The organism is Streptomyces sp. HUAS YS2 (assembly GCF_033343995.1).
Taxonomy (GTDB): domain Bacteria; phylum Actinomycetota; class Actinomycetes; order Streptomycetales; family Streptomycetaceae; genus Streptomyces; species Streptomyces solicathayae.
In genome coordinates this window covers 3,963,840-3,976,233 of the sequence record NZ_CP137573.1, presented here as the reverse complement: position 1 = coordinate 3,976,233, position 12,394 = coordinate 3,963,840, and the positions used below count along the sequence as shown (strand labels likewise).

Sequence of the window (12,394 nt, the reverse complement as noted above, 5' to 3'; positions counted from 1 at the left end):
CCTGATACCTGACCGGTATCCGACCGTGCCCGGCCTGCGGTCAGCTTCTGCTCTTCAGAACCGCCTTCATCACATCTCGGGCGATCGGAGCCGCGAGGCCGCCGCCGCTGATGTCCTCACGGTCGGTGCCGGCGTCGTCCTCGACGATGACGGCGACGGCGACCGGGGAGCCGGAGTCGGTCTTCGCGTACGAGATGAACCAGGCGTAGGGACGGGCCTTGTTCTTCTCGCCGTGCTGGGCGGTACCCGTCTTGCCGCCGACCCGCACGCCCGGCATGTTCACGTCGGCCTTGGAGCCGGTGCCGTTCGTGACGACGCTCTCCATCATCGCCTGGAGCAGCTGGGCGTTCTCCGCCGAGACCGGCCGGCTCAGCTCCTCCGGCTCGTTCTGGGTGACGATGTCCACATTCGGGGCGCGCAGCTGGTCGATCATGTACGGCTTCATGAGCTTGCCGTCGTTGGCGATGCCGGCCGCGACCATGGCCATCTGGAGCGGGGTGGTCGCCGTGTTGAACTGACCGATCGACGAGAGCGCGTTTCCGCCGCGGTCCATGTTCTTGTCGTAGACGGAGGAGACTGCGCGGACCGGGATGAACTGCTCCTTGTTGAAGCCGAACTTCTCGGCCATCTCGACCATCTTGTCCCGGCCGACCTCGTCGCCGAGCTTGGCGAACACGGAGTTGCAGGAGACCTCGAGAGCCCGCTTCAGGCTGGCGTCCTTGCAGCCGGAGGCGTGGTTCTTCATGTTCTTCGTGGACAGCGGGATCTTGTACGGCTCGGGGGTTTCTGTGGCCGCGTCGATGTCGGTGACCTTGCCGTTCTCCAGCGCGGCGGCGGCGGTGACGACCTTGAACACGGAGCCGGGCGGGTAGATCTCGCGCAGGGCGCGGTTCAGCTTCGGCTTGTCCGGGTCCTCCTCCAGGTCGTTCCAGGCCTTGGAGTCCTTGTCGTGGTAGCCGGCGAAGGACGACGGGTCGTACGACGGGGTGGAGGCGAGCGCGAGGATCTTGCCGGTCTGCGGGTCGATCGCGGCGACGGCGCCCTTCTTGTCGCCCAGGCCCTCGTAGGCGGCCCGCTGGGCGGCGCCGTTCAGGGTGGTGATGACGTCGCCGCCGGTCTTCTTCTCACCGGTGAACATCGACAGGGTGCGGTCGAAGAACAGCCGGTCGTCGTTGCCGGTGAGGATGCCGTCCTCGATGGACTCGATCTGCGTGGCGCCGAAGGCCTGCGAGGCGTAGCCGGTGACCGGGGCCCACATGGGGCCGTCGGTGTACGTCCGCTTGAACGCGTAGTACGGGTCCTTGGTGTCGACGGAGCCGGTGATCGGCTTGCCGTCGACGATGATGTTGCCGCGCTCGTGCGCGTACCGCTCGATGGTGACCCGCTTGTTCTTCGGGTGCGTGTTCAGCTCTTCGGCGCGGACGTACTGGAGCCAGTTGTCGCGGATGAGCAGCGCGAGGACCAGGAGGCCGCAGAAGATCGCGACCCGGCGCAGGGGCTTGTTCACGGTCGGACCACCTGGGTCATCTCGGCGTCGGGGGACGGGGCGGGGGCGGGCGCCGGGCGGCGGGCGGTGTCGCTGATGCGGATCAGCACACCGATCAGCGCCCAGTTCGCGATCACGGAGGAACCGCCGTACGCGAGGAACGGCATGGTCATACCGGTGAGCGGGATGAGGCCCATGACACCGCCGGCGACGACGAAGATCTGCAGCGCGAAGGCGCCGGACAGGCCCATCGCGAGCAGCTTGCCGAACGGGTCGCGGGCGGCCAGGGCCGTGCGCACGCCGCGCTCGATGATCAGGCCGTAGAGGAGCAGGAAGGCCATCACACCGGCGAGGCCGAGCTCCTCGCCGACGGTGGCGAAGATGAAGTCGGAGTTGGCGGCGAAGCCGATGAGGTCGGAGTTGCCCTGGCCGAGGCCGGTACCGAGGATGCCGCCGGAACCGAAGGACATCAGGACCTGCGTCATCTGGTCGCAGGCGGCCGCCATGTTCGAGCCCTCGGGGGCCGTCTTCAGACAGCCGAAGGGGTCGAGCCAGGCGGCGACACGGGACTGCACGTGGCTGGCCGTGGAGCCGACGACGACCGCGCCCGCGGTGGACATCAGCAGACCCATGACGACCCAGCTGGTCCGCTCGGTGGCCACGTACAGCATGATCACGAACATGCCGAAGAACAGCAGCGAGGTTCCGAGGTCGTTCTCGAAGACCAGGATCAGCAGGCTGACGGCCCAGATGGTCAGGATCGGACCGAGGTCGCGGCCGCGCGGCAGGTAGAGGCCCATGAAGCGGCGGCTGGCCAGCGCCAGCGCGTCCCGTTTCACCATGAGATAGCCGGAGAAGAACACGGCCAGGACGAGTTTGGCGAACTCACCGGGCTGAATGGAGAAGCCGCCGATGTTGATCCAGATCTTGGCGCCGAAGACGTCGGCGCCCAGGCCCGGCACGAGCGGCAGCAGCAGCAGGACCAGGGCCGCCGCCATGGAGATGTACGTGTAGCGCTGCAGGACACGGTGGTCCTTCAGCAGCAGCATCACGCCCACGAACATCGCGACGCCGATCGCCGAGTACATCATCTGCTTGGGCGCGTCCGGCGTGAACGTGTCGTACCGGGCGATGATGCGCGGCGACTGGTCCAGGCGCCAGATCAGCACCAGGCCCAGGCCGTTCAGCAGCGTCGCGAGCGGCAGCAGCAGCGGGTCCGCGTACGGGGCGAACTTGCGCACCACGAGATGGGCCACACCCGCCAGCAGGGCCAGCCCCGCTCCGTAGCCGAGCATGCCCGGCGGCATCTTGCCGTCGATGGCCAGGCCGACGTTGAGGTAGGCGAACACCGGGATGGCGACGGCGAAGCCGAGCAGCCACAGCTCGGTGTTGCGGCGGCTCGGCGCCTCGATGGCGCCGATGGTGGTCGTGTTGGTGACAACGCTCATGGTGGTGAAAGGCCCCCCTACGGGCGCTTACTGCTTGCCGCAGTTCGAGGCCAGCTTCTGCTCCTCCTCCGAGAGGGTGGGGCCCGGGGAGGGAGCTGCTGTGGTGGGCTTGGTTGCGGGGGTGGTGCCGTCGGAGGGCGGCGGGGTGGTCGCCTTGTCGGTCGCCGCGTCGGCGGCCGCCTTGCGCTGTTCCTGCTTCTTGCACGCCGAGGCCTGCGTCGCCAGCTGCTCGATCTTGGCCTGCGCCTTGCCGAGGCTGCCGCCCGCGATGGTCTCCTCGACCTGCTTGCGCTGGTACTGCGGCAGGTACTTGAGTTCGATCTCGGGGTGGTCCTTCTCGACGTCCGAGAGTTTCACCCACGCCAGGTCCTGGCTGATGCCGCGGTACAGCGCCACGTGCTCGTCCTTGGAGCCGACGTAGTACTGCGTCTGCGTCCAGCGGTGGCCGCCGTACAGGGCGCCGCCGACGACGCCGACGGCCAGGATGAGGAAGAACGAGCGCTTGAGCCACTTCCGGCCGGTGCGCGGCTTGGCGAAGTCGTCGTCCGTGTAGGCGCCGAACGAGCCCTGCGGCGGCATGCCGCCGTAGCCGTGGTCGTCGCCGCTGCCGGGCGGGCCGAAGCCCCCGGCGGGCGGCTGGACCTGCGGCGGACGGCCGAGGCTGGACGCACGGCCGGCCGGGGTCTGCATGGCCCCGCCGTCGCCGAGCGGCGCCTGGTTCTCCGCGACCGCGCCCACGACGACCGGGGTGTCGCTCAGCCGGCCGGCGAGGGTGTCGCCGGAGTCGGTGTCGAGGACGTCGGCGACGATGCAGGTGATGTTGTCCGGGCCGCCGCCACGCAGCGCGAGCTGGATCAGCTCCTGCACGGTCTCCTGCGGGCCCTGGTAGCTGGCGAGGGTGTCCTCCAGGGTCTGGTGGGACACCACGCCGGACAGGCCGTCGGAGCAGATCAGGTACCGGTCGCCGGCACGGACCTCGCGGATCGAGAGATCGGGCTCGACGTGGTCGCCACTGCCCAGCGCCCGCATGAGGAGCGACCTCTGCGGGTGGGTGGTGGCCTCCTCCTCGGTGATGCGGCCCTCGTCGACGAGCCGCTGCACCCAGGTGTGGTCCTGCGTGATCTGCGTCAGCACACCGTCGCGCAGCAGGTACGCGCGGGAGTCGCCGACGTGCACGAGGCCGAGGCGCTGACCGGTCCACAGCAGGGCGGTGAGCGTGGTGCCCATGCCCTCCAGCTGCGGGTCCTCCTCGACCATCATGCGCAGCTGGTCGTTGGCCCGCTGCACGGCGGTGCCGAGCGAGGTCAGGGGGTCGGAGCCGGGGACGTCGTCGTCGAGCTGGACGAGCGTCGAGATCACCTCCGAGGAGGCGACCTCACCGGCGGCCTGGCCACCCATGCCGTCGGCGATGGCGAGCAGCCGGGGCCCGGCGTAGCCGGAGTCCTCGTTGCCCTCGCGGATCATGCCCTTGTGCGAGCCCGCGGCGAAGCGCAGTGACAGTGTCATGCCGACCTGCCCTGTCGATGCTGCCTCGGGGTACAGCCGGTCTCGAGCCACACTGCCCACCCTCCGGTCGGGAGCCCGTCCCGCTCGCTCCGCTCGCGCCTATTCATGATGTAGCACTACTTCCGCAGCTCGATGACGGTCTTGCCGATGCGGATCGGCGCGCCCAGCGGAATCGGTGTGGGGGTGGTGAGGCGGGTCCGGTCGAGATACGTGCCGTTGGTGGACCCGAGATCCTCGACGATCCACTGACCGTCCCGGTCCGGGTAGATCCTGGCGTGCCTGCTGGAGGCGTAGTCGTCGTCCAGCACGATCGTGGAGTCGTGCGCACGGCCCAGGGTGATGGTCTGGCCCTGCAGCGCGACGGTGGTGCCGGTGAGCGTGCCCTCGGACACGACCAGCTTCGTGGGGGCGCCACGGCGCTGGCGGCCGCCGGCCTGCTGGCCGCGCTGCTGCGGCGGCGCGGACTGGCGGGCGGCCTGCTGCGGCCGCGCGTTCTCCCTGCGGGAGCCGCGCTGCGTGACACGCGTGCCGAACAGGTCGCTGCGGATGACCTGCACGGCCACGATCACGAACAGCCACAGAACGGCCAGGAAACCCAGCCGCATGACCGTGAGGGTCAGCTCTGACATTGCCCCCGCTTCACCCTTCGGCTTGCCGGTAAACGATGGTGGTGCTGCCCACGACGATCCGCGAGCCGTCGCGGAGCGTAGCGCGGGTGGTGTGCTGCCCGTCTACCACGATGCCGTTGGTAGACCCGAGATCCTGGATCGTCGAGGGCGTTCCGGTCCGGATCTCACAGTGCCGGCGCGAGACGCCGGGGTCGTCGATCCGCACGTCGGCGTCGGTGCTGCGGCCCAGCACCAGCGTCGGGCGGGAGATCTGATGGCGGGTGCCGTTGATCTCGATCCAGCGTCGTACCTGTGCGCCGGGCAGCGGTCCGGGACCGGCCGCGGGCCGGCCCGCGCCGGGCCCGCCGGGCGCCGGGCGGGCGCCCGGCGGCGGACCGGCAGGCATCGGAGGCGCGCCGGCCGGCGGGTAGCCGTAGCCGCCGCGAGCCTGCTGCTGGCCGCCGAGCGGGGCCTGGCCCTGGCCCGGTCCGCCCTGCGGCTGCTGCTGTGACGCACTCGACGCCAGGGTACGGCTGCGCACCCGGTACAGGCCGGTGTCCAGGTCGTCGGCCTTCTCCAGGTGGACCTTGATGGGGCCCATGAAGGTGTACCGCTGCTGCTTGGCGTAGTCGCGGACCAGGCCGGAGAGCTCGTCGCCGAGCTGGCCGGAGTACGGGCTGAGCCGCTCGTAGTCCGGCGTGCTCAGTTCCACGATGAAGTCGTTGGGGACGACCGTCCGCTCGCGGTTCCAGATCGTCGCGTTGTTGTCGCACTCGCGCTGGAGGGCGCCGGCGATCTCGACGGGCTGGACCTCGGACTTGAACACCTTGGCGAAGGTGCCGTTGACCAGACCTTCGAGTCGCTGCTCGAAACGCTTCAGGACTCCCATGGGGCACCTCCTCCGTCGTTGCCGTCCTGGTACTGCTTACTGATCGTATCCACGCGTCGGGAAATCGGCTGGTTCCCCTTCTCTGCCCTGTGGACGAGTGTCACCTCTCACACGGATCGTAGAGGCGGCCTCAGGACAGTGTCCCGCAGCCCCTCCTGAGCCTGGTCCTGTTCGCCGGAGACCGAGTCCAAACAAACGGATGTGAATCCACGGTCTGCGACGTGCTAATCTTCAGATGTCGCCAGGGAGACCGGCCGGAAAAACCCGGAAGCCCAGGAGACACACCCAATGCGCGGGTGGCGGAATAGGCAGACGCGCTGGATTCAGGTTCCAGTGCCCGCAAGGGCGTGGGGGTTCAACTCCCCCCTCGCGCACCAGACGGAAGCCCCGTAGGTCGGAAGACCTACGGGGCTTCCGCGTTTGTGCGTGCTGTGAGATGAGCGACCTTCGTCGCGCCGGAGCGGGACGAAAGTGGGACGCGTCCGGTACGGGCCGCTGCCTATCGTGCGGGCGTGGAAGCGTCATCGAAGATCAGGGGCGGGGCGGGCGCCGCATGGCGGTGGCTCGTGGGCCCGGAGCCGTGGACCCGGCGGCGGACCGCGGGCGAGGCGGTGCTGGCGCTGCTCATGGCCGTGCTCGCTGCCGGCACCGAGGAGATACTCGGCGGGGACGGCTGGCGGCCCGCCGCGGTCGCGGCGAGCGCCACGGTCCTGTCCCTGCTGCGCCGCCGGTTCCCCGCCTCCGTCCTGGTCGTCACCGGATGCCTCGGGCCGCTGCTGCCCGGGTACGTGGTCCTTCTCATGCTGGTCGGCTGGTCGGCGGGACGGCACATCGGCGAGGCGGGGCGGGCGCTTGCCGCGTTCACGGCCTCGTACGTGCTCTACGTCGGCACGACGCTGCTGAACACCTGGGACTGGCAGGCCGCGCTGCGGCTGGCGTTCGTGTCCACCCTCTACTTCCTCGCGACGACCGTCGTCCCGGGCCTCGCCCACCGGTACTGGATCCAGCGGCGGACGCTGCTGCACGCCCTGCAGGACCGCAACAGCCGGCTGCTGCGGGAACGGTCGATGGTCGCGCTGCAGGCCCGGCTGCGGGAACGGCAGCGGATCGCGCAGGACATGCACGACAGCCTCGGCCACCAACTGGCGCTGATCTCCGTGCACACCGGCGCGCTGGAGGTGGACCCCGAGCTGACCGGCCGCCAGCGCGAGGCGGTCGGCGTGCTGCGCAACGCGTCGGTGGCGGCCATGCACGAACTGCGCCAGGTCGTCGGCATCCTGCGCGACGGGACCGAGGCGCCCGTGGCGCCCGGGCCGGCGGGCACCGGCGCCGTGGACGAGTCCCGGCGGGGGACGGCCGGCATCGAGGCGCTGGTGGAGGCCGGGCGGGCCGCCGGGAAGGAAGTGGAGCTGCGGCGGGCCGGGGAGGGCCCGCCGCTGATGGCGGCGGCCGACCACGCGGCGTACCGGATCGTGCAGGAGGCGCTGACCAACGCGTACAAGCACGCGCCGGGTGCGCCGATCGGCGTGGAACTCCGCCACGAGCCCGACGCCTTCGTCGTCGAGATCGTCAACGGGCCCCCCGCGGGGCCCGCCGGGGACGTGGTGAGCGGCGGGCAGGGGCTGACGGGGCTGCACGAGCGGGCCCGGCTGGTCGGCGGAATGGTGCACGCCGGGCCGGTGGACGGCGGCGGGTTCAGGGTCGCCGGGGTGCTGCCGTACGGGGCGGTGGAAGCCGCGCCTTTGGTCGATGCCGCCGACGACTTCCGGCAGCAGTCGACGAGCCTCCCGCCGCGCGAAGGTGATCCCGTCATGAACTGGCAGGCGGACCCGCTGTCCGACCTGAGCCTCACGGAACGGGAGCTGACGATGGCACTGCGCGAGGGTGGGACCCCCAGGAGCAGGACGGGCGGCGTGGCGCTGGGCTGCGGCATAGCCGCCGCGGCGCTGGTGCTGCTGGTGATCGCGGGAGGCTTCGGGATCTTCTTCCTGATGAGCGCGGTGGACAAGGCGATGATCGACCCGCAGCAGTACGAGGCGATCACGGTCGGCACGGCCGAGCAGGACGTCCGGAACCAGCTGCCCAGCGGCGACTCGGTCGCCACCTCGGGGCTGCACGGCAAGGGGCCGGCGGAGCCGGAGGGGTCCCAATGCCTGGTGCTGATGTCCTCGGACGTCCCGGACGACATCACCGTCGAGACGGAGCCGGTTTTCCGGTTCTGCTTCAAGGACGGCAAGCTGATCGAGAAGAAGGCGTACGACGTCAGGCGCTAGCCGGGACGGGGGAAGGGGGTGGCCGTGACAGCGCGCCGCATCAGGGTGGTGGTCGCCGACGACGAGCCGCTGATCAGGGCCGGGATCCGGATGATCCTCACCTCCGACCCGGAGATCGAGGTCGTCGCGGAGGCGGCGAACGGCCGGGAGGCGGTCGAGGCGGCCCGGACGCACGCGGCGGACGTGGTGCTCCTCGACATCCAGATGCCGGTCCTCGACGGGCTCGCGGCGCTGCCGGAGCTGCGGCGGGCGGTGCCGGCGGCGCGGGTCATCGTGCTGACGACGTTCGGCGAGCGGGAGAACGTGCTGCGGGCGCTGGAGCACGGCAGCGTCGGTTTCCTGCTGAAGGACACCGCGCCGGCCGAGCTGATCCGCGCCGTGCGGGCGACGGCGGCGGGGGACGCGTACCTCTCGCCGGCGGCGACCCGGCACGTCGTGGACCGGCTGGCGTCCGGGCGGGAGGCGGCACGGGCCGAGGAGGCGCGGGGGCGGGTCGCCGGGCTGAGCGACCGGGAGCGGGCGGTGCTCGCGCTCCTCGGCGAGGGCCTGTCCAACGCGGACGCGGGCAGACGGCTGCACATGAGCGAGGGCACCGTGAAGACGTACGTGAGCCGCATCCTGGCCAAACTCGACTGCGAGAACCGGGTGCAGGCTGCGCTGCTCGCGCGGGACGCGGGGCTCTGAGGAAGGGCACGGGACGCGGTGCTCTGAGGAAGCGCACGGGACGCGGTGCTCCGCGGCGGCGGCCCGCGGGGGCCGAGCCGGTTGCTTCGCCCGGGCTTCAGCGGGTGGAGGGGCCGCCGGGGGTGGGGAGGCCGGCGGTACCGGCGGCGTTGTAGCGGAGCAGCAGGGCGGCGAAACGGTCGAGGTCGTCGGAGGACCAGTCCTTGAGCCGTTCCTGGTAGGCGGCCAGGCGGCTGGCCTGCGCGGCGGCGAGCATCGCGCTGCCCGCTTCGGTGGGGTGCAGGACCTGCACACGGTGGTCGTCCGGGTCGGGGCGGCGCTCGACCAGGCCCATCTTCTCCAGGGCGGCGATCTGGCGGCTGACGGTGGACTTGTCCAGGAGGTAGTGCGCGGCGAGGTCCGTCGCCCGGCAGCCCTGCTGGTCCTCGATGTGGGAGAGCAGCGTGTAGGAGACGAGCGACAGCTCCGGGTGGACCCGCGCGGCGGCCGCGCGGGCGCGGCGGGCGAACGCCGTCAGCTCACGCTGGATGATGTCGACGGATGCGTCGCGCGCGCCTGGCATGGTGCGCTCCTTCTGTCTGCGGCTGTCCCTCTATTACTTCTACCTCGCCCGTTGTACCCCGCCCGCCGCTTCCGGGCAGGGGCGGGGCGGGCTCCGCGTTCAGTTGTATAACACAACATTTTGAGTGTATAGTGCAACGGTTATTCGGTTGTAAAAGCCAACCATCGATCCTCGTGGAGGTCCTCCCCATGCCCGCAGGGACACCAACGGCATCCGCAACGCCCGGCGCGCCCGGCACCGCCGGGGCACTGCGGCACGTGCTCGGACACCTGATCACCCCGCTGCTGATGTGCGTCGGCATGGGCCTGGCCTACCTCGGCGCCTTCCACGCCCCCCAGCCGCACGACCTGCGCGTCGACGTCGTCGGCTCCGGCCCCAGCGCCCAGGTCCTCGCCCAGACCCTGCACGACAAGGGCGCCGGCGCCCTCGACGTACGGACCGTCCCGGACCGCGACCGGGCGGTCGACGCACTGCGGGACCGGACCAGCTTCGGCGCCTACATACCCGGGGACCGCCCCGAGCTGCTGGTCGCCTCGGCCTCCTCCGACACCAGCGCGATGGCCGTGGAGAAGGTGTTCACCAAGGTCGCCGCCGGCCAGGGCGAACCACTGAAGGTGACCGACGTCGCCCCCGTCTCCGAAGGCGACCCCACCGGCCAGGGCATCTTCTTCCTGCTGGTCGCGGTGAGCATCGGCTCGTACGCCTCCGTCGCCGTGATCGGCGGCGCCGGCGCCGTCCTGCCGCTGAGGATCAGGGCCCTGCTGGCCGCCGGCATGTCCCTCGTCGTCAGCCTGATCGGAGCGGCCTTCGCCGGGCCCGTGTTCCACCTCGTCGACCAGGGCCTCGCCGGACTGTGGGCGATCTCCTGGCTGTACGCGGCCGGCATCCTGTTCATCGGCGTCGGACTGCACACCTTCCTGAAGCGATGGACGACGCTCGGCGTGATGGTGCTGTTCGTGATGCTCAACTTCACCAGCTCCGGCGGGATCTACCGGCCCGAACTGCAGCCCGGCTTCTTCGGCTCGCTGCACGCCTTTTGGAACGGCGCCGGATTCGTCGAGGGCCTGCGCGGCCACGTGTACTTCGACGGGCAGGGGCTCGGCCGGAACGTGGCCGTCCTCGCCGCCTGGCTGCTCGTCGGTGTGGCGGTCATGGCCGTCGCGGGCCGGGCCGAGGTCGCCCGTCGCACCCGAGCCGCAGTCCCGGCTGTCGTCCCGACCGTCGACGCCGCTCCGGCCGCCGCCTCGGCGCCCCCGTCGGCCGCCGAGGCGGAGGAGGAGATGGAGGAGACCGTCGCCGTGTGAGTGACGGAGATGTCCCCAACGGACCCGCTGTCCACAGGGGGAGACGGGTGATCGACACCGCCGGTACGGTCTGGGCAGTTGATGTTGCGCGGCGTCTTCGCGCGACCTGTACGAGAGCGGGGAGGGCGTCCCATGGGCGAGATCCGGGCGGCGGTGCCGGAGCAGCGAAGTGCCGCGGGAGGCGGGCGCGTTCCCGTCGTCCCCGGCTTCGCGCGGCGGGACGACGCGGCGGCGGGAGCGGGCGACTCCCCCAAGGAGCGCGGCAAGCGGCTGCGCGAGCGCGTACCGCGCTCCACGCACGACGCGCTGGTCCTCGCCGACGACCGGCCGGACGCCGTGCGGGCCGTCGAGGAGTCGAGCCGCGGCCGGGTCCCCGAACTCGCGCCGATACGCGTCGGCCGGATGGCCGCCACCCCGTTCGCGTTCCTGCGCGGCGCCGCCGGGCTGATGGGCCACGACCTCGCCGGCTCGCCCGTCACCGGTGTCCCCGCGCAGATATGCGGCGACGCGCACGCCGCGAACTTCGGGCTCTACGGCGACGCCCGCGGCCGGCTCGTCATCGACCTCAACGACTTCGACGAGACCGTCGTCGGGCCCTGGGAGTGGGACGTGAAGCGGCTCGCCGCCTCCCTCGTCCTCGCCGGACGGGTGGCCGGCGCCGACGAGGACACCTGCCGCGCCGCCGCGTTCGACACCGTCGGCGCGTACCGGAGGACGATGCGGCTGCTGGCCAAGCTGCCCGCCCTGGACGCCTGGAACGCCATCGCGGACGAGGAACTCGTCTCCCACACCGACGCCCGGGACCTGCTCGGCACCCTGGAACGGGTCTCGGAGAAGGCCCGCAACAACACCAGCGCCCGGTTCGCCGCCAAGTCGACCGAGGCCGTCACGGACGCCGACGGCACGAAGGGCCGCCGCTTCGTCGACGCCCCGCCCGTGCTGCGCCGGGTCTCCGACGAGGAGGCGTCCGCCGTCGCCGCCTCGCTCGGCGAGTACCTCGGCACCGTCTCGGAGGACCGACTGCCGCTGCTCGCCCGGTACGCGATACACGACGTGGCGTTCCGTGTCGTCGGCACCGGCAGCGTCGGCACCCGCTCGTACGTGGTGCTGCTCCTCGACCACCGGGGCGAGCCGCTCGTGCTCCAGGTGAAGGAGGCCCGGCCGTCGGCGCTGCTGCCGTACCTGCCCGCCGCCGGGTTCGCCGTCACCGACGCCGGCCACGAGGGACGGCGCGTGGTGCTGGGGCAGAAGCGGATGCAGGTGGTCAGCGACATCCTGCTCGGCTGGACGACCGTGGAGGGCCGGCCGTACCAGGTCCGGCAGTTCCGGAACCGGAAGGGCAGCGTCGATCCGGCCGCGCTCGCCGCGGACCAGGTCGACGACTACGGCCGCATGACCGGCGCGCTGCTGGCCCGGGCGCACGCGCACAGCGTCGACCCGCGGCTGCTCGCCGGCTACTGCGGAAAGAGCGAGGAGCTCGACGAGGCCGTGGCCTCCTTCGCGGTCGCCTATGCCGACCGCACGGAGGCCGACCACGCCGACCTCCTGACGGCTGTCCGCAACGGCCGCATAGCGGCCGAACTGGGCGTTTAGCCGACCGGGGGCGGGAGGGCAGGGGGAGGGGGCGGGGGGAG

Annotated in this window: 10 protein-coding genes and 1 tRNA gene; 5 read left to right on the top strand and 6 right to left on the bottom strand. The window is 71.3% G+C overall.

Translation table 11 applies throughout. From position 1 onward, the window contains the following. Positions 1 to 40 precede the first annotated feature (40 nt). The 5 genes from R2D22_RS18215 to R2D22_RS18195 all read right to left on the bottom strand — a co-directional run bounded on the left by R2D22_RS18215 (position 41) and on the right by R2D22_RS18195 (position 5,937). Positions 41 to 1,507, bottom strand: coding sequence for a peptidoglycan D,D-transpeptidase FtsI family protein (locus R2D22_RS18215; RefSeq protein ID WP_318104842.1), 1,467 nt, complete (start codon positions 1,505 to 1,507; stop codon positions 41 to 43). Further along, positions 1,504 to 2,934 (bottom strand): FtsW/RodA/SpoVE family cell cycle protein, encoded by a 1,431-nt coding sequence (locus R2D22_RS18210; protein ID WP_318104841.1) that lies wholly within the window; start codon positions 2,932 to 2,934, stop codon positions 1,504 to 1,506. The genes R2D22_RS18215 and R2D22_RS18210 overlap by 4 nt, the downstream gene beginning before the upstream one ends. A gap of 27 nt (positions 2,935 to 2,961) precedes the next feature. Beyond that, positions 2,962 to 4,440, bottom strand: a complete 1,479-nt coding sequence (locus R2D22_RS18205) for a Stp1/IreP family PP2C-type Ser/Thr phosphatase (RefSeq protein WP_318104839.1) — start codon at positions 4,438 to 4,440, stop codon at positions 2,962 to 2,964. Positions 4,441 to 4,556: 116 nt separating this feature from the next. After that, positions 4,557 to 5,069 carry an FHA domain-containing protein FhaB/FipA gene (locus tag R2D22_RS18200; RefSeq protein ID WP_318104838.1) on the bottom strand — a complete coding sequence of 171 codons (513 nt, stop codon included), beginning with the start codon at positions 5,067 to 5,069 and terminating at the stop codon, positions 4,557 to 4,559. A gap of 10 nt (positions 5,070 to 5,079) precedes the next feature. Continuing rightward, positions 5,080 to 5,937, bottom strand: coding sequence for an FhaA domain-containing protein (locus tag R2D22_RS18195; RefSeq protein ID WP_318104837.1), 858 nt, complete (start codon positions 5,935 to 5,937; stop codon positions 5,080 to 5,082). Between the two features lie 290 nt (positions 5,938 to 6,227). Between R2D22_RS18195 and R2D22_RS18190 the strand changes: the two genes are divergently transcribed. From R2D22_RS18190 to R2D22_RS18180, 3 genes are all read left to right on the top strand, one after another. Next, positions 6,228 to 6,314 (top strand) — tRNA-Leu (locus R2D22_RS18190). Between the two features lie 135 nt (positions 6,315 to 6,449). Beyond that, a complete protein-coding gene (locus tag R2D22_RS18185; protein ID WP_318104836.1) occupies positions 6,450 to 8,210 on the top strand; it encodes a sensor histidine kinase in 1,761 nt (586 codons plus the stop codon). Between the two features lie 24 nt (positions 8,211 to 8,234). After that, a complete protein-coding gene (locus R2D22_RS18180; RefSeq protein ID WP_318104834.1) occupies positions 8,235 to 8,894 on the top strand; it encodes a response regulator transcription factor in 660 nt (219 codons plus the stop codon). A gap of 97 nt (positions 8,895 to 8,991) precedes the next feature. Here the strand turns inward: R2D22_RS18180 and R2D22_RS18175 are convergent, their stop codons facing one another. Continuing rightward, a complete protein-coding gene (locus R2D22_RS18175; protein WP_318104832.1) occupies positions 8,992 to 9,456 on the bottom strand; it encodes a MarR family winged helix-turn-helix transcriptional regulator in 465 nt (154 codons plus the stop codon). A 188-nt stretch (positions 9,457 to 9,644) separates the two neighbouring features. Between R2D22_RS18175 and R2D22_RS18170 the strand changes: the two genes are divergently transcribed. Together R2D22_RS18170 and R2D22_RS18165 are read left to right on the top strand one after the other, a co-directional pair. Continuing rightward, the gene (locus R2D22_RS18170; protein WP_318104830.1) at positions 9,645 to 10,760 is read left to right on the top strand and encodes a hypothetical protein; all 1,116 of its coding nucleotides are present in this window, start codon (positions 9,645 to 9,647) and stop codon (positions 10,758 to 10,760) included. 132 nt (positions 10,761 to 10,892) lie between these two features. After that, positions 10,893 to 12,353, top strand: coding sequence for a DUF2252 domain-containing protein (locus tag R2D22_RS18165; protein WP_318104828.1), 1,461 nt, complete (start codon positions 10,893 to 10,895; stop codon positions 12,351 to 12,353). Positions 12,354 to 12,394 lie beyond the last annotated feature (41 nt).